At 68.7% G+C, this 20,148-nt stretch carries 19 protein-coding genes; 11 read left to right on the top strand and 8 right to left on the bottom strand.

Annotated features, from left to right (window positions below):
- Positions 1-182: 182 nt before the first annotated feature.
- The 11 genes from ACFQ4E_RS18455 (at position 183) to ACFQ4E_RS18405 (ending at position 12,010) form a co-directional block, all read left to right on the top strand.
- A complete protein-coding gene (locus tag ACFQ4E_RS18455; RefSeq protein WP_386806005.1) occupies positions 183-824 on the top strand; it encodes a hypothetical protein in 642 nt (213 codons plus the stop codon).
- A 130-nt stretch (positions 825-954) separates the two neighbouring features.
- Positions 955-2,001, top strand: a complete 1,047-nt coding sequence (locus tag ACFQ4E_RS18450) for a rod shape-determining protein (RefSeq protein WP_386806004.1) — start codon at positions 955-957, stop codon at positions 1,999-2,001.
- A 30-nt stretch (positions 2,002-2,031) separates the two neighbouring features.
- Positions 2,032-2,952 carry a rod shape-determining protein MreC gene (gene mreC / locus ACFQ4E_RS18445; RefSeq protein ID WP_386806003.1) on the top strand — a complete coding sequence of 307 codons (921 nt, stop codon included), beginning with the start codon at positions 2,032-2,034 and terminating at the stop codon, positions 2,950-2,952.
- Complete coding sequence (locus ACFQ4E_RS18440) at positions 2,945-3,484, top strand: rod shape-determining protein MreD (protein WP_386806002.1); 540 nt, start codon at positions 2,945-2,947, stop codon at positions 3,482-3,484. Before mreC ends, ACFQ4E_RS18440 begins: the two co-directional genes overlap by 8 nt.
- A complete protein-coding gene (gene mrdA / locus ACFQ4E_RS18435) occupies positions 3,481-5,424 on the top strand; it encodes a penicillin-binding protein 2 (protein WP_386806001.1) in 1,944 nt (647 codons plus the stop codon). Before ACFQ4E_RS18440 ends, mrdA begins: the two co-directional genes overlap by 4 nt.
- Entirely contained in the window at positions 5,421-6,569 is a 1,149-nt protein-coding gene (gene rodA / locus ACFQ4E_RS18430) for a rod shape-determining protein RodA (protein ID WP_386806000.1), read from the top strand. The genes mrdA and rodA overlap by 4 nt, the downstream gene beginning before the upstream one ends.
- Positions 6,566-7,507 carry a 2-hydroxyacid dehydrogenase gene (locus ACFQ4E_RS18425; protein ID WP_386805999.1) on the top strand — a complete coding sequence of 314 codons (942 nt, stop codon included), beginning with the start codon at positions 6,566-6,568 and terminating at the stop codon, positions 7,505-7,507. Before rodA ends, ACFQ4E_RS18425 begins: the two co-directional genes overlap by 4 nt.
- Before the next feature lie 33 nt (positions 7,508-7,540).
- Positions 7,541-8,221, top strand: a complete 681-nt coding sequence (gene rpe, locus ACFQ4E_RS18420; RefSeq protein ID WP_386805998.1) for a ribulose-phosphate 3-epimerase — start codon at positions 7,541-7,543, stop codon at positions 8,219-8,221.
- A 191-nt stretch (positions 8,222-8,412) separates the two neighbouring features.
- Positions 8,413-10,836 carry a ligase-associated DNA damage response DEXH box helicase gene (locus tag ACFQ4E_RS18415; RefSeq protein WP_386805997.1) on the top strand — a complete coding sequence of 808 codons (2,424 nt, stop codon included), beginning with the start codon at positions 8,413-8,415 and terminating at the stop codon, positions 10,834-10,836.
- A 53-nt stretch (positions 10,837-10,889) separates the two neighbouring features.
- Positions 10,890-11,552, top strand: a complete 663-nt coding sequence (gene pdeM / locus ACFQ4E_RS18410) for a ligase-associated DNA damage response endonuclease PdeM (protein WP_386805996.1) — start codon at positions 10,890-10,892, stop codon at positions 11,550-11,552.
- Between the two features lie 41 nt (positions 11,553-11,593).
- Complete coding sequence (locus tag ACFQ4E_RS18405; protein ID WP_386805995.1) at positions 11,594-12,010, top strand: PaaI family thioesterase; 417 nt, start codon at positions 11,594-11,596, stop codon at positions 12,008-12,010.
- On the opposite strand, the gene ACFQ4E_RS18400 is transcribed toward ACFQ4E_RS18405, so the two are convergent.
- The 8 genes from ACFQ4E_RS18400 to ACFQ4E_RS18365 all read right to left on the bottom strand — a co-directional run.
- A complete protein-coding gene (locus ACFQ4E_RS18400; protein ID WP_386805994.1) occupies positions 12,002-12,607 on the bottom strand; it encodes an MOSC domain-containing protein in 606 nt (201 codons plus the stop codon). The genes ACFQ4E_RS18405 and ACFQ4E_RS18400 overlap by 9 nt on opposite strands.
- A 10-nt stretch (positions 12,608-12,617) precedes the next feature.
- On the bottom strand, positions 12,618-13,397 hold the full coding sequence (locus ACFQ4E_RS18395; RefSeq protein WP_386805993.1) for a methyltransferase domain-containing protein: 780 nt from the start codon (positions 13,395-13,397) through the stop codon (positions 12,618-12,620).
- Entirely contained in the window at positions 13,394-15,307 is a 1,914-nt protein-coding gene (gene ftsH / locus ACFQ4E_RS18390; RefSeq protein WP_386805992.1) for an ATP-dependent zinc metalloprotease FtsH, read from the bottom strand. The genes ACFQ4E_RS18395 and ftsH overlap by 4 nt, the downstream gene beginning before the upstream one ends.
- A 79-nt stretch (positions 15,308-15,386) precedes the next feature.
- Positions 15,387-16,709 (bottom strand): tRNA lysidine(34) synthetase TilS, encoded by a 1,323-nt coding sequence (gene tilS / locus ACFQ4E_RS18385; RefSeq protein WP_386805991.1) that lies wholly within the window; start codon positions 16,707-16,709, stop codon positions 15,387-15,389.
- Complete coding sequence (ybgF, locus tag ACFQ4E_RS18380) at positions 16,706-17,620, bottom strand: tol-pal system protein YbgF (protein ID WP_386805990.1); 915 nt, start codon at positions 17,618-17,620, stop codon at positions 16,706-16,708. Before ybgF ends, tilS begins: the two co-directional genes overlap by 4 nt.
- On the bottom strand, positions 17,620-18,147 hold the full coding sequence (pal, locus tag ACFQ4E_RS18375) for a peptidoglycan-associated lipoprotein Pal (RefSeq protein WP_386805989.1): 528 nt from the start codon (positions 18,145-18,147) through the stop codon (positions 17,620-17,622). Before pal ends, ybgF begins: the two co-directional genes overlap by 1 nt.
- Before the next feature lie 119 nt (positions 18,148-18,266).
- The gene (gene tolB, locus ACFQ4E_RS18370) at positions 18,267-19,607 is read right to left on the bottom strand and encodes a Tol-Pal system beta propeller repeat protein TolB (protein ID WP_386805988.1); all 1,341 of its coding nucleotides are present in this window, start codon (positions 19,605-19,607) and stop codon (positions 18,267-18,269) included.
- Positions 19,608-19,701: 94 nt separating this feature from the next.
- The coding region (locus tag ACFQ4E_RS18365) for a cell envelope integrity protein TolA (RefSeq protein ID WP_386805987.1) at positions 19,702-20,148 on the bottom strand (447 nt) is incomplete at its 5' end.

Below are 20,148 nucleotides of genomic sequence, written 5' to 3'. Positions count from 1 at the left end.
GTCTCCCGGACAGCGGCTCCGACACCCGACCGTGCGGTTTCGGGTCCGTTTTCACCTGACCATCGTCCCCATCAGCAGTCCCTGCGGGTCCCTGCCCGGCGGCCTTGTCGAAAAAGCGACGCGGCACGCACCGGCTGTGCTAGGATCGGGGCATTCAACCCAAATCCATTTCGGAGACAGATATGGCCAAGCTCGATTTGACCGCCGCGGCGGATCTCCTGCGCGATCTGCGCGACCGGCGGCTGCCGCCCGAGATCGTCCACACCTCGATCGACATCCGCGGGGCGCAGGCGACGATGCTGAAGGACGGCACGCTGCTGATTCCCGGCACCAACGAGATCATGGACTGGTTCGACTTCAACCTTCAGATCGGCCCGGTGCCGATGGACGGGCACGGGTTCGAGGTGGTGCCGGGCGATTCGGGGGCGCTCTATCACGCCGGGTTCCTCGAGCACGCGCAGCTTCTCTACCCGTTCGCCAAGGCGCTGAGACCGAAATTCATCCTCGGCCACAGCCTGGGCGCGGCGTCGGCGCAGATCATCGGCATGTCGCTCAGGATCCCGACCATCGCCTTCGCCTCGCCCAAGACCACCAAGTCGCGCGGCCAGCTTCCCGGCGAAGGCTGGGTGGTCAATCTCTGCCGCGTCGACGACACGGTCTGCCATATGCCCCCGCGCGAACTGGGTTTTCGCAATCTGGGCTCGGTCTACTGGATGGCGCCGGACGTGCTCGACATGGACGAGGATCACTCGATCGAGAACTACCACGTGCTGCTCAAACTCAAGCGCATCCGCGACCGTGTGCCCATCGCGTGGCCGCGCTGAAGCAGCGCCGGCTGAATCGTGCTGAAACCGGCGCCCGCACCCTTTCGCTGGCGCCGTGGCCCCCCTATAAGAGCCACCGGTCCGCCCGGGGGGAGTCGCGGACCCAACGGGTATTGGGGGAACGGCAGCAATGTTCGGTTTGGACAAACTCCTCGGCGCCTTCTCGGCGGATATGGCCATCGACCTCGGGACGGCGAACACGCTCGTCTACGTCAAGGGGCGCGGTGTGATCCTGTCTGAGCCGTCTGTGGTGGCCTATCACGTCAAGGACGGCGTCAAGAAAGTGCTCGCGGTGGGCGAGGACGCCAAGCTCATGCTGGGCCGCACGCCCGGCTCGATCGAGGCGATCCGGCCGATGCGCGAAGGCGTCATCGCCGATTTCGACGTCGCGGAAGAGATGATCAAGCACTTCATCCGCAAGGTGCACAAGCGCTCGACCTTCTCGAAGCCGAAGATCATCGTCTGCGTCCCGCATGGCGCGACGCCGGTGGAAAAGCGGGCGATCCGCCAGTCGGTCCTGTCGGCCGGGGCGCGCAAGGCGGGGCTCATCGCCGAGCCCATCGCGGCGGCCATCGGCGCGGGCATGCCGATCACCGATCCGACCGGCAACATGGTCGTCGATATCGGCGGCGGCACCACCGAGGTGGCGGTCCTGTCGCTCGGTGACATCGTCTATGCGCGCTCGGTGCGCGTCGGCGGCGACCGGATGGACGAGGCGATCATCAACTACCTGCGCCGTCAGCAGAACCTCCTGGTGGGCGAATCCACCGCCGAGCGGATCAAGACCTCGATCGGCACGGCGCGGATGCCCGATGACGGGCGCGGCTCGTCGATGCAGATTCGCGGCCGCGACCTGCTGAACGGCGTCCCGAAGGAGACCGAGATCAGCCAGGCGCAGGTCGCCGAGGCGCTGGCCGAGCCGGTACAGGCGATCTGCGAGGCGGTGATGACCGCGCTCGAGGCCACGCCGCCGGATCTGGCCGCCGACATCGTCGACCGCGGCGTGATGCTGACGGGCGGCGGCGCGCTTCTGGGCGATCTGGACCTGGCGCTGCGCGAGCAGACCGGTCTGGCGGTGTCGATCGCCGATGAAAGCCTCAACTGCGTCGCGCTCGGCACCGGCAAGGCGCTCGAATACGAAAAGCAGCTGCGCCACGCGATTGATTACGACAGCTGACGCGGCCAAGCTCTTGTCTAGGGGGCAGGATTGGCACGGGACCGGGCAAGCGAGGATTACGGAGGACCGCTGAAGCGGCTGCTTCTGACGGTGCTCGTTCTGTGCCTGATCGGCCTCGTGCTGATCTGGCGCATCGACAGCCCGCGCGTCGAGCGATTCCGCGCGCAGGTCGTCGACGCCATCGTGCCGAACATGTCCTGGGCGATGAAGCCGGTCACCGCGACGGTGCAGATCGCGCGCGAGTTCCGGTCCTACCAGAACATCTGGGACCAGAATCGCGAGCTGCGCCGCGAACTCAGGCAGATGACGGCCTGGAAAGAGGCCGCGCTGCAGCTCGAGCAGGAGAACGCGCGGCTGCGTGACCTGAACAACGTCAGGCTCGATCCGAAGCTCACCTATATCACCGGCGTCGTGCTGGCCGATTCGGGCTCGCCCTTCCGGCAGTCGGTGCTGATCAACGTGGGCTCGCGCGACGGCATTGTCGATGGCTGGGCGACGATGGACGGGATCGGGCTTGTCGGCCGGATCTCGGGCGTGGGCGCGAACACGAGCCGGGTGATCCTGCTGACCGACGCCACAAGCCGCATCCCGGCGATCATCCAGCCCTCGGGGCAGCGGGCACTGGTGACCGGCGACAACAGCTCCGCCCCGCCGGTGGATTTCCTGGAGAACCCGGACCTCGTGAAGCCCGGCGACCGGATCGTGACGAGCGGCGACGGCGACGTGTTCCCGCCGGGGCTCCTGATCGGACAGGTCGCGCAGGATCCGGGCGGGCGGCTTCGGGTGCGGCTCGCTGCCGACTACGAGCGGCTCGAGTTCCTGCGCGTGCTCCGCGATCACGGCGCGCGGCGCGTGACCCAGCCCTCGGCGCTGATCACGCCCGAAGAGCCGCCGGTCCAGCCCGGTACCGAGCCGGTCGCGGATGCGGAGCCGGAGGCCACCGATGGCTGAGACCGACCGCGTCCATCTCTGGGCCATGCGCGTGGTGTTCTGCGCGCTCTGCCTTCTGGTGATGTTCTTCAACCTCCTGCCGCTGCACCTGGCGCCGCGCGGCTTTGCCGGTCCGGACCTGATCGTCGCGCTGATCTTCGCCTGGGCGCATCGGCGGCCCTCCTTCGTGCCGCCCTTGGCCATCGCGGGCACGATGCTTGTTGCGGATCTGGTGTTCCAGCGCCCGCCTGGGCTGATGGCGGCGATGGTGCTGATCTTCGCCGAGCAGATGAAGGTCCGCGCACGCAGCCAGCGCGATGCGGGCTTCGCGGTGGAATGGCTGCAGGTCTCCATTGCCCTGATCGTGATGGCGCTGGTCTTCCAGATCGCGATGGCGCTGCTTATCCTGCCGATACTGGGCTGGGCGACGCTTCTGTCGCAGGTGGTGACGACGATCCTCGTCTATCCGCTGGTGGTGGCCTTTTCGCACGGGCTTCTGGGCATCCGCCATGCGGGTCCCCGCGAGAATGACCGGATGGGGTTCAGGTCGTGAAGCGTACGCCGAAGGAAAGCGCGGACAGTTTCCGCAAGATCTCGCGCCGCGGGTTGATCCTCGGCGGGGCCCAGCTGGGCTTTGCCGGGCTGCTGACGCTCCGGATGCGGCAGATGCAGGTCGATCAGGCCGACGAGTTCCGGCTGATGGCCGAGGAGAACCGGATCAACATCCGGCTCATTCCGCCCGCACGGGGCCAGATCTTCGACCGCAACGGCGTGACGCTCGCGGCCAACGAGCCCTCCTACCGGATCAACCTCGTGCGCGAGGATGCGGGCGACGTGGAGGACGTGATCGCGCGGCTCCGAACGCTCGTCTCCCTCGACGAGGACGAGCTCGAGCGGGCGATGGCGGAAATGAAGCGCTCCGCACCGTTCCTGCCCGTGACCGTCGCCGACCGCGTGACCTGGGACGAGATCAGCCGGGTCGCGGTCAACGCCCCTGCCCTGCCCGGCGTGGTGCCTGAGGTCGGTCTCAGCCGCTCCTATCCGCATCACGAGATGTTCGCGCATGTGGTGGGCTATGTCGGCCCGGTCTCGGAGCGCGATCTGGCGCGCTACGAGGATCCCGAGCCGGTCCTGCGCATCCCGCGCTTCCAGATCGGCAAGGTGGGCGTCGAGACCAAATACGAGGAAAGCCTGCGCGGTCGCGCCGGCGCCAAGCGCGTCGAGGTCAACGCCGTCGGCCGTGTCATGCGCGAGCTGGGGCGTCGTGAAGGCGAGGCCGGCGCGGATATCCAGCTGACCGTCGACACGCGGCTTCAGGATTACATCAACGCCCGGCTCGGCGAGCAGAGCGCCAGCGTGGTGGTGATGGATCTGGAAAAGGGCGACCTCCTGGCCATCGCCTCGGCCCCGTCCTTCGATCCGAACAAGTTCGTGCGCGGGATCTCGGTCGCCGATTACGGCGTCTACCGCGAGAACGAGCGGCGTCCCCTGGCCTCGAAGACGGTGCAGGACGCCTATCCGCCCGGCTCGACCTTCAAGATGGTCACCGCGCTCGCGGCGATGGATGCGGGCCTGATCTCGCCCTCCGAGACGGTCTGGTGCCCGGGGCACCTGCAGGTCGGCGGGCGGCGGTTCCACTGCTGGAAGCGCGTGGGCCATGGCCACATGAACCTCGAGAACTCGCTGCGCGAAAGCTGCGACGTCTATTATTACGACCTCGCGCTCAAGGTCGGCATCGACCGCATCGCCGAGATGTCGCGCAGGCTCGGCCTGGGCTACGCGCCCGACATCCCGATGTCGGCGGTGACGGCGGGGCTGATCCCGGACAAGGATTGGAAAGAGCGCGAGCGCGGCCAGCCCTGGGTGATCGGCGACACGGTGAACGTGTCGATCGGTCAGGGCTACGTTCTGTCCTCGCCGCTCCAGCAGGCGATCCTCGCCGCGCGGCTCGCCACCGGGCGCTCCATCGAGCCGCGTCTCGTCAAATCCATCGACGGGGTCGAGACCCCGTCGCGCGGCGGCGAAAGCCTCGGGCTGAACGAGAACCACCTGCGGCAGATCCGCAAGGCGATGTTCGCCGTCTCGAACAACCGCCGCGGCACCGCCTGGCGGTCGCGCATCGTCGCCGAAGGCATGGAGATGGCGGGCAAGACCGGCACCAGCCAGGTCCGCAACATCACCGCCGCCGAGCGCGCCCGGGGCGTCACCCGCAACGAGGACCTGCCCTGGAAGCGCCGCGACCACGCGCTGTTCGTGAACTTCGCGCCCTATGCGAACCCGCAGATCGCGGTCTCGGTGGTGGTGGAGCATGGCGGCGGCGGCTCGTCGGCGGCAGCGCCCATCGCGCGCGACGTCACGCTCCAGGCGCTCTACAAGGGCGACCCGCCGCTCGAGGCCTACCCGGCCGCCGACCGCGACAAGATCGCCGAGCAGCAGGAGCAGATGAAGCGCGAGCGCGAGGAGCGGCGACAGGTCTCGTCGAGCCGCGCATGAGCTACCTTGAATACAACGTCAAAACCGTCCCCTCGGGCTGGCGGAAGATCCTCTACCTGAACTGGGGGCTCGTGGTGCTGCTCTCGGCGGTGGCGGGCGTCGGCTTCCTGATGCTCTACTCGGTCGCGGGTGGGTCCTTCGACCCCTGGGCCGAGCCGCAGATGAAGCGCTACCTTCTGGGCCTGACCGCGATGTTCATCGTGGCGATGGTGCCGATCTGGTTCTGGCGCAACATGGCGGTGCTCGCCTATCTCCTCGGCCTCGGGCTTCTCTTGGCGGTGGAGTTCTTCGGCTCCGTCGGCATGGGCGCGCAGCGCTGGATCGATATCGGCTTCATGCGGCTGCAGCCGTCCGAGGTGATGAAGATCGCGCTCGTGATGATCCTCGCCGCCTATTACGACTGGCTGCCGCTCAAGAAGACCTCGCGCCCGCTCTGGGTGCTCCTGCCGGTTGTCCTGATCCTGCTTCCGACCGGGCTCGTGCTGACCCAGCCCGATCTCGGCACCGCGATCCTCCTGATCGTCGCGGGCGGGCTGATGATGTTCATCGCGGGCGTGCACTGGGCCTATTTCGGCGCGGTCGTCGCGGGCGGGATCGGCTTCATCACCGTCGTGTTCAAGTCGCGCGGCACCGACTGGCAGCTTCTGAAGGACTACCAGTTCCGCCGCATCGACACCTTCATCGACCCCTCGGTCGATCCCCTAGGCGCGGGCTACCACATCACCCAGGCCAAGATCGCCATGGGCTCGGGCGGCTGGACGGGCCGGGGCTTCATGCAGGGCACCCAGTCGCGGCTGAACTTCCTGCCCGAAAAGCACACCGACTTCATCTTCAACACGCTGGCCGAGGAGTTCGGCTTCGTCGGCGGCTTCTCCCTTCTGGTGCTCTACGTGCTGATCATCGTCTTCTGCATCGCCTCGGCGCTCCAGAACCGCGACCGCTTCTCCTCGCTCCTGACGCTTGGCGTGGCGCTGACCTTCTTCCTGTTCTTCGCCGTGAACATGTCGATGGTGATGGGCCTCGCGCCGGTAGTGGGCGTGCCCCTGCCGCTCGTCAGCTATGGCGGCTCGGCGATGCTGGTCCTGATGATCGCCTTCGGCCTCGTGCAATCGGCGCATATACACCGCCCGAGGAACCGCGCGTGATCACCGTTCTTTTCGCCGCCAATGCGGAGCGATGGGCGCAGTACGAAGCGCCGCTGACCGCCGCGCTCGATGCCGAGGGGCTCGACTACCGGCTGATCCCCGACCCGAGCGACATCGCGCCCGAGGCGGTCGATTACATGGTCTACGCGCCGCTCTCCGAGGTGCAGGATTTCACGCCCTACACCCGGCTCAAGGCCGTGATGAACCTCTGGGCCGGGGTCGAGGGCGTGGTCCAAAACCCGACGCTCACCGTGCCCCTGACCCGCATGGTCGATGACGAGGGCCTGACCCAGGGCATGGTCGAATGGGTCACGGGCCATGTGCTGCGCCACCATCTCGGGATGGACGCGCATATCGTGAACCCCGAGCACGTCTGGGACCACAGCCCCCCGCCCCTCTCGAAGGACCGGCCGGTCACCATCCTGGGCCTCGGCGCGCTGGGACAGGCCTGCGCCGCGGCACTGACCCGGCTCGGGTTTCCGGTCACCGGCTGGTCGCGCAGCCCCAAATCGGTCGAGGGCGTCACCTGTCACCACGGGCCGGACGGTCTCGACCGGGCGCTCGAGCAGGCCCGGATCGTCGTTCTGCTCCTGCCCGACACGCCCGCGACCCGCGATATCCTCGACGCCCGCACGCTGGCGCGCCTGCCCCGCGGCGCGGTGGTGATCAATCCCGGTCGCGGCCCGCTGATCGACGACGCAGCACTTCTCGCCGCGCTCGACGAGGGGCAGGTCGCGCATGCGACGCTCGACGTCTTCCGCACCGAGCCCCTGCCCGCGGACCACCCCTTCTGGGCGCATCCGCGCGTCACCGTGACCCCGCATATCGCCTCCGAGACCCGGCCCGACAGCGCCGCCCGCGTCATCGCCGCCAATATCGCCCGCGCCGAGCGGGGCGCGCCCCTGCATCACCTTGTGGACCGCGACGCCGGTTACTGATAGCGCCGCGCTCAGAACAGGAGACCCGTGCCCATGAGCTTCGATCGCAGCCTCAAGATCGCCCCGTCGATCCTCTCCGCCGATTTCGCCAATTTCGGCGAAGAGATCCGCGCCGTCGAGGCCGAGGGCGCCGACTGGATCCACGTGGACGTGATGGACGGCCATTTCGTCCCGAACATCACCTTCGGACCGGCCACCTGCGCCGCGATCCGCCCGCATATCAAGACGGTCATGGACGTGCACCTGATGATCGCGCCGGTCGATCCCTATATCGACGCCTTCGCGCAGGCCGGCGCCGACATCCTCACCGCCCATGTCGAGGCCGGGCCCCATATCCACCGCACCCTGCAGGCGATCCGCGCGGCGGGCTGCAAGGCCGGTCTCGCGCTCAACCCCGGCACCCCGGCCGAGGCCGCAGCCCCCCTTCTCGATCTCGTCGACCTCGTCTGCGTGATGACCGTGAACCCGGGCTTCGGCGGGCAGAAATTCCTCGACATGACCGCCAAGATCACCGCGCTGCGCGAGATGATCGGCGACCGCGAGATCCATATCGAGATCGACGGCGGCGTCGATCCGGCCACGGCCCCCCTGGTGCGCGCCGCCGGTGCCGATGTGCTGGTCGCGGGCTCCGCGGTCTTTCGCGGCGGCTCGGTCTCCGATCCGGCCCCCTATGGCGAGAATATCCGCGCGATCCGTGCCGCCGCCGAAGGCTAGGCCCTTCCCGCCGCCGCAGCTGCGCATAAGTAGCGGTCCATGAACGCCGCACCCGTCACAGCCCGAGACCCACGCCGAAGCGCCGGGCGCCGCGCCCCTGGCCTCATCTGTCCGGAAATATCCCGGAGAGCGCGAGAGGCAGCGCCTCTCGCATGCGAGGGCCTGCCCTCGCATCCCGGGCGCCTTGGCCGATGACCGCGCTGCCGCCAAGCCTGGAGCGTTGGTTCGACAGCCGCGGCTGGTCCCTCCATCCCCACCAGCGCGCCATGCTCGAGCGCAAGGATGCGCCCGCGCTCCTGCTCATCGCGCCCACGGGCGGCGGCAAGACGCTGGCGGGCTTCCTGCCGACCCTGGCCGAGCTCGGCGAGGCCCCCGCGCCCGGGCTCCACACGCTCTATGTCAGCCCGCTCAAGGCGCTCGCCGCCGATATCAAGCGCAACCTGCGCACCCCCATCGAGGAGGCCGGTCTTGCCATCCGGGTCGAGGATCGCACCGGCGACACGCCCGGCAGCCGCAAGAAGCGCCAGCGCGCCGATCCGCCGCATATCCTTCTGACCACGCCCGAGAGCCTTGCGCTCCTGACCTCCTACGAGGACGCAGGCCGCACCTTCGCGGGGCTGCAAAGGGTGATCGTCGACGAGATCCACGCGCTCGCCGAAAGCAAGCGTGGCGACCAGCTCATGCTGGCGCTCGCGCGGCTGCAGACGCTCCGTCCCGAGCTGCGGCGGGTCGGTCTCTCGGCCACCGTCGAGGACCCCGAGGCCATCGCCAGGCTTCTCGCCCGCCATCCCGATCCATGCGCGATTCTCGAGGCCGATCCCGGCCCCGATCCCGACATCTCCATGCTCGTCACCGAAGACGCGCCGCCCTGGTCCGGCGGCGGCGCCGCCTACGCCATCCCGGCGGTGCTCGACGAGGTGCGCCGCCACAAGACCACGCTCATCTTCCACAACACCCGCGCCCAGGCCGAGATCTTCTTTCACAAGCTCTGGCTCGCCAACGAAGACGCGCTGCCCATCGGCATCCACCACGGCAGTCTCGACCGCCAGCAACGCGAGCGGGTCGAGGCGGCGATGGTCCGGGGCGACCTGCGCGCCATCGTCTGCACCGGCTCGCTCGATCTCGGCATCGACTGGGGGGACGTGGACCTGGTGATCCAGGTCGGCGCGCCCAAGAACGTCAAGCGGCTGGTGCAGCGGATCGGTCGCGCCAATCACCGCTACAACGCGCCGTCCAAGGCGCTTCTGGTGCCCGCCAACCGCTTCGAGGTCGTGGAATGCGTGGCGGCGCTGCAGGCGGTGCGCGACCGCGATCTCGACGGCGAAAGCCGCGGGCCCGGTCCGCGCGACGTGCTCTGCCAGCATATCCTGATCGCCGCCGCGGCCGGGCCGTTCGATGCCGACATGCTCTATGCCGAGATGATCTCGGCCGGCGCCTATGCCGGGCTGACGCGCGCCGCCTTCGACGCCTGCCTGGAGTTTTGCGCCACGGGCGGCTACGCGCTGCGCGCCTACGATCAGTGGCAGCGCATCCGGCAGCGCGCTGACGGGCTCTGGGAGCTGCGCGATCCGCGCTCGGCGGTCCGGATCCGGCAAAATATCGGCACGATCCAGGACAGCGACACGCTCAAGGTGCGCTGGCGCGGGCGGGGCGGCGCGCCCTTGGGCGAGATCGAGGAAGGCTTCGCCGCCTCGCTGACCCCGGGCGACACCTTCCTGATCGGCGGCCAGATCGTGCGCTACGAGGGCCTGCGCGAGCTGGTGGTCGAGGTCACCCGCGACGCCCATCGCAAGCCGAAGATCGCCACCTTCGCGGGCACCAAATTCGCCACCTCGACCCAGCTCTCGGCGCGCATCGTCGAGATGTTCCAGCAGCCCGACTGGCCCGAGCTGCCCGCCCATACCGCCGACTGGCTCAGGCTCCAGCGCGATGTCTCGCGCCTGCCCGAGCCCGGGCGGCTCCTGATCGAGAGCTTTCCCCATGACGGGCGCGAGAGCCTCGTGGCCTATGGCTTCGCGGGCCGCAACGCGATGCAGACGCTGGGGCTTCTCCTGACCAAGCGGATGGAGGAGGAAGGCCTCGCGCCGATGGGCTTCGTCTCGACCGATTACGCGGTGCTGATCTGGGGGCTCGACGCGGTCACGGACCCGGTGCCGCTCTTCGATCTGGCGCGGCTCGAAGCCGGGCTCGATGGCTGGCTGCAGGGCAACGCGGTGATGAAACGCACCTTCCGCGCATCGGCCACCATCGCCGGGCTGATCGAGCGGCAGGTCGGCGCGCAGCGCAAAACCGGGCGGCAGGCGACGATGTCATCGGACATCCTTTATGACACGCTGGTGAAATACGACCCCGACCACCTGCTCCTGCAAATCACCCGCGAAGAGGCGATGCGCGGGCTCGTCGATTTCGCCCGCATTCGCGAGATGACCGAGCGGGTCGGAGACCGGATCGACCTCGTGCGGCTCGATCGCGTCACCCCGCTCGCGGCCCCGCTCTTTCTCGAACCGGGCCGTATCCCGATCCGGGGCGAGGCCGACGAGCGGCTCTTGGAAGAAGAGGTCACGCGGCTTCTCGACGCCTCGGGGCTTGCCACGGTGGGTGGCGGAACCGGCTGATCCCGGCGCGAGCCCTCTTGCGGGACCAGCCCGCTTGCGGCATTGAACAAAGCATGAACCGCCTTCCGTTTCTCTTCCGTGGCACGGCGCTCGAAGCGCTGCCCTCCGGTGGCCTGCACTGGCCGGAAGAACGGATGCTGGTGGTCTCGGATCTGCACCTTGGCAAATGCGCGCGGCTGGCTGCCGTGGGCGGCGCGGCGCTGCCGCCCTACGACACCTGCGAGACGCTCCTGAAGCTCGAGCGCGATCTCGAGGCGACCGGCGCGACGCAGGTGATCTGTCTCGGCGACAGTTTCGACGCGCCGGGCATCGACGCGATCCTGCCCGAGGACGAGCGCCTCTGGATCGCGCGCCTGCAGGCCGGGCGCGACTGGGTGTGGATCGAGGGCAACCACGATCCGGGGCCAGTGAGCCTTGGCGGCACGCATCGGCGCGAGCTGGACCGGCGCGGCCTGGTCTTCCGCCATATCGCGCGCGCCGACGGTCAGGGCGAGGTGTCGGGCCATTACCATCCGACGGCGCGGCTGGAGCTTCGGGGGCGCAGGCTGTCCCGGCCCTGCTTCCTCGTCGACGAGGCGCGCCTGATCCTGCCCGCCTACGGGGCCTATACCGGCGGTCTGCGCAGCGATCATGCCGCGCTTGCCGCGCTCATGAGCCGCGAGGCGCGCGCCATCCTGACCGGACCGACGCCGCTCGCGATCCCGATGCCGCGCTGAAGCGGCTTGCGGGGGCTCCCGGGCCGTGCTCCTGTCGCGGCATGTCCAAGACCCGCGTTCACGACAGTTTCGCTCGGCAGAGCCTGATGACGACCTTCGGGGCGGAGCTTCAGGCGGTCGAGCCCGGGCGGGTGACGATCTCTGCGCCCATCGGCGACCACCTGAGGCAGCAGCACGGCTTCGCCCATGCCGGGGTGACCTTTGCGCTCGGTGACAGCGCCGCGGGCTATTCGGCGCTGTCGCTCCTGCCCGAGGACCGCGAGGTGGTGACCTCGGAGATGAAGATCCACCTGCTCGCGCCCGCGGTGGGCACCCGGCTTGTCGCGCGCGGTCGGGTGGTGAAACCGGGCAAGCGGCTGGTGATCGTCATGGCGGATGTCTACGCGCTGGACGAGGACGGCGCGGAAACCCATGTCGCGCTTCTGACCGGCACGATGGTGCCGGTGCCGTCAGGCTGAGGGATTGCGCGCCTCGCCCAGAAACTCCCAGCCGCGCTGGTCGGGGATATGGAGCCGCAGGCTGTCGCCGAGGCTCAGGGTTCCGGGGCGCTCGACCCAGGCGGTGATGCCGCGCAAGCCCTTCGAGGCGGTCTTGTAGGACCCGCCCGCACCGGGATGCACGGTCTCGATTTCCCGCGCGGGCAGATGGCAGGGCCGGTTCTGCATGTCGACGACCAGCATGCCGCCGTCGGAGAGCTGCAGCCGCGACGAGGGCGGCAGGTGCGAGAGGTCCGGCAGGCCGCGCAGCACCACCGTCGCACCGAGAAGCACCGGATCGAGACGGTCGAGTTTCAGCCGACGCGCGACCTCGGAGGTTTCCTCGGCGGAGAGGATCGAGAGCTGCCGCGTGTTCCGGATCTCGGTGCCGCGCGAATATTGGCGGGTGAGGCGGCCGCAGGACGGCCGGTTCAGACCGGAGTGACGCGCGCCGGGGATGCCCTCCCAATCGAGCGCGAGGGTCTCGACGGCCTTGGCCTGGATCCCGGAGGCATCCGGATCGACCCGGCCCAGCCAGACGATTTTGCCAGAGAACTCGGTCGGCAACAGCGCGGGCATTCCGTCGGGCTCAGTCCGTGTGCAGCGTGAAGAAGAGCCGCCGGAACGGGAACAGCACGTTCCCCCGCGGGCCCATCGGATAGGCTTTGCCGATCACCGCCTCGTAGGCCTTGATGAGCTTGGTCTTCTCGTCCTCTTCCAGCATCTGCAGAAGCGGGCGGGCATAGGTGCTCTCGGTGAAGCGGCGCACCGGATGCCCCTCCCCGTCCGGGGCAAGCTCTTGGTAATACTCGGTTTCCCAGAGCGTGACGCGTCCGAGATCGCTCAAGAGGCGATGGTATTCGGCGGGCAGCAGGATCTCGGGCGGCTTGGCCTGGGCAAAGCGGCGAGGATACATCTCTTCGGCGATCTGCACCCAGAGCCGGTGCGACGGCGCGCGGTTCTGATGCGGCAGTTGCACAGCCAGAACGCCGCCCGGCGCCAGCATTCCGGCAAGCCGCGTCAGAAGCGCCGGATGATCTCCGACCCAATGCAACGCGGCGTTGGAGAAGATCATCGCGCAGGGTGCGTCGCTTTCCCATGTCGCGAGATCGGCCTCGATGATGTCCTTGTAGACGCCCGTGCGGCGGGCATGTTCGAGCATCGTCTTGCTCTGGTCGACGCCCACGAGACGGCGGCGCAACTGGCCGAGCGCGGGTCCGACGGCGCCGGAGCCGCAGCCCAGGTCGACGATATCGCCTTCGGGCAGCGGGCCGACCGAGCGCAGGAGGTCCAGCGCGGGGCGCAAGCGGAACCCCCGGAACCTGTGATACAGGCCGGGGTTCCAGTCGGTCTCTTCGTCGAGGCTCATGCCGAGGGTTCAGGCTCCAGACCGCCCGAGGGCTTGCCCTTGGGTTTGGTCTTGGGGATCGCGGTGAGCGACGGGGTGTCGCTCGGCGGCTCGTCGGAGGTCGCGTTGCCATCGCCCGATTGCGGCGGCTCGCCCCGGATGACGCGCTTGATCTCCTCGCCGGTCAGCGTCTCGTATTCCAGAAGACCCTGCGCCAGACGCTCCCATTCCTCGTTCTTCTCGGTGAGGATGGCATGGGCGCGCTCGTAGGCTTCCTGGATGAAGCGCTTCACCTCTTCCTCGATCAGCTCCTTGGTATGGGCCGAGACCGACAGGCCCGCGGTATTGCCCTGGTAGCCCTCATGCGCCTCGGAATAGTCGATATTGCCGATCTTGTCGGACATCCCCCAGCGCAGGACCATGGCGCGCGCCAGGGCAGAGGCTTGCTGGATATCGCCGGCGGGTCCGTTCGAGACGTTGTCGTCGCCATATTTGATGATCTCGGCGGCCTTGCCCGCCATGGTCATCGCGAGCTTTTCCTCGCATTCCGAGCGGTGCCAGTTCAGGCGGTCGATCTCGGGCAGCGACACGACCATGCCGAGCGCGCCGCCGCGCGGGATGATCGTCGCCTTGTAGACCGGATCGCATTGCGGCAGCGACAGGCCGACGATGGCGTGACCGGCCTCGTGATAGGCGGTCTTTTCCTTCTGCTCGGGCGTCAGGACCATGGAGCGGCGCTCCGCGCCCATCATCACCTTGTCCTTGGCGTTCTCGAAATCGATCATGGTCACGAAGCGGCGTCCGACGCGGGCGGCCATCAGCGCGGCCTCGTTCACGAGGTTCGCGAGATCGGCACCCGAGAAGCCGGGCGTGCCGCGCGCGATGATGCGCAGGTCGACATCGGGACCGAGCGGGGTCTTGCGGGCGTGAACGCCGAGGATCTTCTCGCGGCCCTTGAGGTCGGGGTTCGGAACGGTGACCTGGCGGTCGAAGCGGCCCGGGCGCAGAAGCGCGGGGTCGAGCACGTCGCGGCGGTTGGTGGCGGCGATGATGATGACGCCCTCATTGGCCTCGAAGCCATCCATCTCCACCAGAAGCTGGTTCAGCGTCTGCTCGCGCTCGTCATTGCCGCCGCCATAGCCCGAGCCACGGTTGCGGCCGACGGCGTCGATCTCGTCGATGAAGACGATGCAGGGCGCGTTCTTCTTGGCCTGCTCGAACATGTCGCGCACGCGGGACGCGCCGACGCCGACGAACATCTCGACGAAGTCGGAGCCCGAGATGGTGAAGAAGGGCACGCCCGCCTCGCCCGCGATGGCGCGCGCGAGAAGCGTCTTACCCGTGCCCGGAGGGCCCACGAGCAGCGCGCCCTTGGGGATCTTGCCACCGAGGCGCGAGAATTTCTGCGGGTTGCGGAGAAACTCGACGATCTCCTCGAGCTCTTCCTTGGCCTCGTCGATGCCCGCGACGTCGTCGAAGGTCACGCGGCCGTGCTTTTCGGTCAGCATCTTGGCCTTGGACTTGCCGAAGCCCATCGCGCCGCCGCGACCGCCGCCCTGCATGCGGTTCATGAAGTAGATCCAGACGCCGATCAGCAGCAGGAAGGGCAGAAGCGAGATCAGGAAGGACTGCACGCCCGACTGTTCCTGCGGCTCGGCGCGGAACGCGACATTGTTGTCGGTCAGGAGCTTGGTGGTCTCGGCATCCTGCGGCTTGATCGCGATGTAATCGGTGCCTTCGGAGCGGAACCGAACCTGTTCACCATCGAGCGTGACCTGGCTGACCGACCCGTCCTCCACGGCGGAAACGAAGTCGGAATAGGGCATCTCGCGCGATTGCAGCGTGCCGTTCCCACCCGAAAACAGGTTGAACAGAGCGAGCACGAGAAGGAACAGGACCACCCAGAGGGCGAGATTGCGCGCATTGCCCAAGGCAAGATCTCCTCAAAATCGGTCTTATGCCCTCTAGCATGAGCGGCACGCTGTTAACATAGGGATAGCAGCGGTCCATTCAACGTAAGCGCATGAGCTCCGGCAGGCCCATGCCCACCTGTCCGAACGGGGCGTATCGCAAGATTGCGGCAGCGCCAAGACCGAGCGCGGGACAGGCGAGGAGCGCGCCGTCGCGCCAGAGCGCCGGAAGCGCCCGTGCCGCACGGTGCGGATGGATGCGGTTTTCCTCTGGCAGGGCGGCCCAGCCGGTCTCGCCCAGGGCGGCGATTTCGGCACCGTCGCGCGTCTCGGTGAGCTGCCACCGGCCATCCCAGAGCGTGCCCACGGTCGCAGGCAGAGGCTCGGGCGGAACGGCTGCAAGCTCACGGAAAAGGTAGAGTTTGTCCCGGCGCGCCATCGCCTCGCAGCCGTTAAGCGTTCCGCTGCCCCCCGAGAGCAGGCGATCGAGAAGTTGTTCGAGAGGCGCCTCGCGGGGGCGATAGCCGGTTCCGCCGATCAGCGAGAGCGCGGCGGAGAGGAGCCGAAGCTGCGTGTCGCGCTCGGTCGCGGCAAGGCCGTCGCGGTCGAAGGTGATGTCCCCGGTCCGCGTATCTTCCGCCCCGATCCGGCCCCAGACCTCGAGCGCGCGCGCAGTCAGCGCGTCGCGGGCGCGGGACTGCCGACGCGCCGCCTCGGCCAGAATATCGGGACCGAGCCACTCTTCGGCGAGGCGCGGCAGAAGGCCGCGGTAGCGGGCGCGGTCGTAGCGCGGGTCCTCGTTGGTGGGATCCTCGACCCAGCGGCCCTTGAGAACGCTCAGGTAGTGGCGCAGCTCGGCGCGGCGCATGCCGAGACAGGGGCGGATGATGTCGTAGCCCTCGCCCCCCGCAGGCTGCACCCCCTGCCCCTCGGCGGCGAGCGGGGCGACCCGCACAGGACGCTTTGGCGCCATCGCGGAAAGCCCCTCGACACCGGCGCCACGCGCCAGCCGGGCCAAGAAGGTCTCGGCCAGATCGTCCTCGGTATGGGCGAAGAGCACATGCGCGATCGGTCCCCGCCAGCCCTCGATCAGCCGGAGCCGCGCTTCCCGCGCTGCCGCCATCAGGTTGCCGCGGCCATCCCAGCGCCAGCGCAGGATGCTGTGAGGATGCCCGAGCGCGGCGCATTCCTGACCCACGAACCGCGCCTCCTCGGCGCTCTCTTGGCGCAGCCCGTGGTCGATGGTGACGACGTGCAGGCGCAGACCCCAGACCCGCGTCCAGTTATGCGCCAGCGTCAGCATCGCCATGGAATCGCCGCCGCCCGAGACGGCGAGCGCGATGTCGGACGGGAAGTCCGGCCCGAGAAGCACCCCCATCTCGGCGGCGAAACGCGCGTCGAGACCGGAGCCGGTCGCGGTCACGGACAGGGGAGTTGCGAGCGCGCCGCCTGCGCCTCGGCCACGGCGGCATCGCCGGGGAAGCGGTTGCCGACCTCGGCGAGCGTCACGCAGGCCTCGGACACCGAGCCGAGCGCGCCAAGCGCCGCGCCGAGCTTCCAGAGCGCGACCGGAGCGACCTCGGATTGCGGATAGGCGGAATAGGCGTCGAGATAGGCCTGCGCCGCGCCGCGGGTGTCGCCCGCGCCTTCCAGCGCCCGGCCGCGCCCGACCAGCGCCGCCGCGTCTAGCGGACCGCCCGGATAGGTCTGGCGGTAGGTCTCAAAGAGGTTCGCGGCGGATTGAAAGTCACCGCTGGCGAGCGCCTCCTGCGCCCGCCGGAAGTCCTGCTCTTCGTTGACCGCGAGCTGCGCGCCGCCGGAGGGCAACGCCTCGGCGCCCGTGCCTGTGCCTGCGCCCGGCGCGGTCTCGATATCGGCGACGGTCGCGGTGCCGTCGGTGGGCAAGGGCTGGCCGTCGAGCGACGGCCCGCCGGACATGATCGGACCGCTGCCGCTCGTCGCCGGCGCCGTGCCGCCCAGGGGCGCGGTCTGGCCGAGAGAGCCGATGTCGCAGCCGTCCTCGAGCTCGCAGAGGCGGAACTCCAGATCGCCGATCCGGTTGGTGCCGTCGCGCACGACGCTGTCGATGCGGAACTGCATTTCCTCGGTGCGGTTCGTCAGCCGCTGAAGCTCGGCCTCGATGGCATTGACGCGATCGAGCGTGCTGCCCGCAATGTTCACGCCCGCGCCGCCGGTGGTCGACAATTCGCGCTGAAGGCGCTGCAGCTCGACCGTCAGAACCGAGAGGTCCTGACGGATATCGGCCAGCGTCTCCTGCGCGAGCGCAGGCAACGGCGCGAGGATCAGCGCGGCAGCAAGGGCGAAGCGGCGCATCAGCCGGTCAGCCCGCCCGCGGCGATCACCGTGACGGCGCGGCGGTTCTTGGCGTAGCAGGCCTCTTCGGAGCAGATCTCGATGGGACGCTCCTTGCCGTAGGACACGAAGCGCAGCCGGTTGGCCGAGACGCCGCGCGAGACCAGGTATTCCATCACTGCGTTGGCGCGGCGCGCGCCGAGCGCGAGGTTGTATTCGCGGGTGCCCTGTTCGTCGGCATGGCCTTCGATCACGGCGAGGTAGTCGGAATTGGTCATCAGCCACTGCGCCTGGCCGTCGAGCGTTGCCTGGGCCGAGGCCGAGAGCGTCGACTGGTCGACGGCGAAGAGCACGCGGTCGCCGATGGTCTGGTTGAAATAGGCGGGGCTCTGGGGGTCGTTGGCGCTGCCCGGGACGATGCCGCCCGCGACGCCGGCCCCGGCCATGGGATCGGTGCCGCCTGCGCTGTCGCCGAAGCGGTCGGGGCGGGTGCAGCCGGTAGCGGCAAGCGCCGCCACGAGCGTGAGAACGGTGAAGATACGGGTCATGTCGGCTGTCCTGCTCGTTGGTTGGCGCGAGCCTATCATGGCTCGAATCGCTTGTTAATGGGCGCTCGCGCGGGTCGGGGCGGCCTCCGGAACTTTAGAGGACATTCCGGAGGGAGTGATCACTGGAGCGGGCCCCAGGACGGGTCCGAGGCGCCCTCGGGCGTCGGCACCCGGCGGAGGTTCCGGCCCGAGACATCGACCGAGTAGAGCGACGAGGTGCCGCCCGCCCCTTGGGTCTCGCGCGAGAACATGATGACGCGGCCATTCGGCGCCCAGGTCGGGCCTTCATCCAGGAAGGACGCGGTCAGGAGCCGTTCTTCGGAGCCGTCGGTGCGCATCACGCCGATATGGAAACGACCGGCATTCTGCTTGGTGAAGGCGATGAGGTCACCTCGCGGCGACCAGACCGGCGTGCCGTAGCGCCCCTCGCCGAAGCTGATCCGCTGCGCCTCGCCGCCGCTCGCGGGCATGACGTAAAGCTGCTGGCTGCCCGAGCGGTCGCTCTCGAAGACGATCTGGCTGCCGTCGGGCGAGTAGCTGGGCGCGGTCTCGATTGAGGGCGCGGAGGTCAGCTGCGAGGTCCCGCCCGAGGCGAGGTCCATGCGGAAGATGTCGGTGTTCGAGCCGTTGGTGGCCGAATAAAGGAGCGCGCGCCCGTCGCGCGAGAAGCGCGGCGCAAAACTCATCGCGCCGCCCTGGGCGGGCAAGGGCTGCGCCGAGACGCTGCCCACGTTCAGCATGTAGACGCGCGGGCTGCCGGATTCGTAGCTCGTGTAGAGCACGCGGTCGCCCGAGGGCGAGAAGCGCGGCGCCAAGACCAGCGAGGCCGAGCTCGTCAGGTACTGCACGTTGGCGCCGTCGTAATCCATGACCGCGAGGCGCTTCTGGCGGTTGTCCTTGGGGCCGGTCTCGGAGACGAAGACGACGCGGCTGTCGAAATAGCCGCCCTCGCCCGTCACCCGCGAATAGACCTGGTCGGCGACCTTGTGGCCCATCCGGCGCCAACCCTCGGCGGTGCCCGCGAACTGCATGCCCTCGCCAAGCTCGGTGCCCGCGAAGACGTCCCAGACGCGGAACTTCACGATGATCCGGCCCGAGGCATCCACGTCGACCGCGCCGGTGATCAAGGCCTGCGCGTTGATCGCCTTCCAGTCGGCGAACTGCACGGGGCTCGCGAAGCTGGTGATGCCGCTGATATGCGCATCGCGCGGGATCGCCCGGAAAAGCCCGGTGCCGGTCAGGTCGTCGCTGACCACCTGGGTGATCTGGCTCGCCCATTGCTGCCCGGCGGCGCTTTCGGCGACGAAGGACGGGATCGCGACCGGGATCGGTTCGATCACCCCCTCGGTGATGTCGATCCGAAGCGGGCCGCTTTGCGCGATGGCGGGCGTCGCAAAGAGGCCGAGCCCAAGGAGCACGACGGCGAGGCAGGTCAGTGTGGCGGTGCGGATCATGCTCATCTGGTCATCCTCGGAACGGTCACTGGGATAAAGGTTAACGCGGCTGCGGCGGCGATTGAACGGCTGCCCTGCGGATTTCCGCCGAAAGGGCTCATCAGCGGACCCGCATGCCCGAGGGATCGAAGGTCATGACGATCTCCTTCCACTGGGCAAACTTCTCGGGCGGGAGCGGGTAGCCGCCCTGCTGGCAGCGCAGGATCGCCCGGCGCGCGGCCTGGAAAGCGGTCTCGACCGCGCTGCCGGAGCCGCCGGCCGACGATATAAGGCGGATCGAGCCCGACTGCACGGTGCCGTCCTGCGACATGTCCATGCCGACCTCGACGGTCACATTGGCCGACTGGCTGCCGACATCGACGACCCAGCAGCGCTGGACCGCGACGCGGAGCGCGTCCTTCTCGCCCGCGGTCATGGGGGGCCCGACCGGCAGATCGGGCTGGGGGTTGGTGGTGCCGCCAGAGGCCAGGGCCTCGGCCACCGCGTCGGCGACGGCGTCGGCCACCGGCGCGCGCTCCGGCTCGGGTTCGGGCCGCGGTTCGGGTTC

It is taken from the genome of Litorisediminicola beolgyonensis (assembly GCF_042679605.1).
Lineage (GTDB): Bacteria > Pseudomonadota > Alphaproteobacteria > Rhodobacterales > Rhodobacteraceae > Litorisediminicola > Litorisediminicola beolgyonensis.
This window is presented reverse-complemented; position numbering and strand designations above follow the sequence as displayed.

What these genes read in the sequence shown, in the direction of transcription:
- rpe (WP_386805998.1), top strand. Translation starts at nt 7,541, where the DNA reads ATGAGCTTCGATCGCAGCCTCAAGATCGCCCCGTCGATCCTCTCCGCC.
- ACFQ4E_RS18440 (WP_386806002.1), top strand. Translation starts at nt 2,945, where the DNA reads ATGGCTGAGACCGACCGCGTCCATCTCTGGGCCATGCGCGTGGTGTTC.
- ACFQ4E_RS18455 (WP_386806005.1), top strand. Translation starts at nt 183, where the DNA reads ATGGCCAAGCTCGATTTGACCGCCGCGGCGGATCTCCTGCGCGATCTG.
- ACFQ4E_RS18405 (WP_386805995.1), top strand. Translation starts at nt 11,594, where the DNA reads ATGTCCAAGACCCGCGTTCACGACAGTTTCGCTCGGCAGAGCCTGATG.
- ACFQ4E_RS18395 (WP_386805993.1), bottom strand. Translation starts at nt 13,397, where the DNA reads ATGAGCCTCGACGAAGAGACCGACTGGAACCCCGGCCTGTATCACAGG.
- ACFQ4E_RS18450 (WP_386806004.1), top strand. Translation starts at nt 955, where the DNA reads ATGTTCGGTTTGGACAAACTCCTCGGCGCCTTCTCGGCGGATATGGCC.
- rodA (WP_386806000.1), top strand. Translation starts at nt 5,421, where the DNA reads ATGAGCTACCTTGAATACAACGTCAAAACCGTCCCCTCGGGCTGGCGG.
- ACFQ4E_RS18400 (WP_386805994.1), bottom strand. Translation starts at nt 12,607, where the DNA reads ATGCCCGCGCTGTTGCCGACCGAGTTCTCTGGCAAAATCGTCTGGCTG.
- ACFQ4E_RS18415 (WP_386805997.1), top strand. Translation starts at nt 8,413, where the DNA reads ATGACCGCGCTGCCGCCAAGCCTGGAGCGTTGGTTCGACAGCCGCGGC.
- pdeM (WP_386805996.1), top strand. Translation starts at nt 10,890, where the DNA reads ATGAACCGCCTTCCGTTTCTCTTCCGTGGCACGGCGCTCGAAGCGCTG.
- ybgF (WP_386805990.1), bottom strand. Translation starts at nt 17,620, where the DNA reads ATGCGCCGCTTCGCCCTTGCTGCCGCGCTGATCCTCGCGCCGTTGCCT.
- tolB (WP_386805988.1), bottom strand. Translation starts at nt 19,607, where the DNA reads ATGAGCATGATCCGCACCGCCACACTGACCTGCCTCGCCGTCGTGCTC.
- pal (WP_386805989.1), bottom strand. Translation starts at nt 18,147, where the DNA reads ATGACCCGTATCTTCACCGTTCTCACGCTCGTGGCGGCGCTTGCCGCT.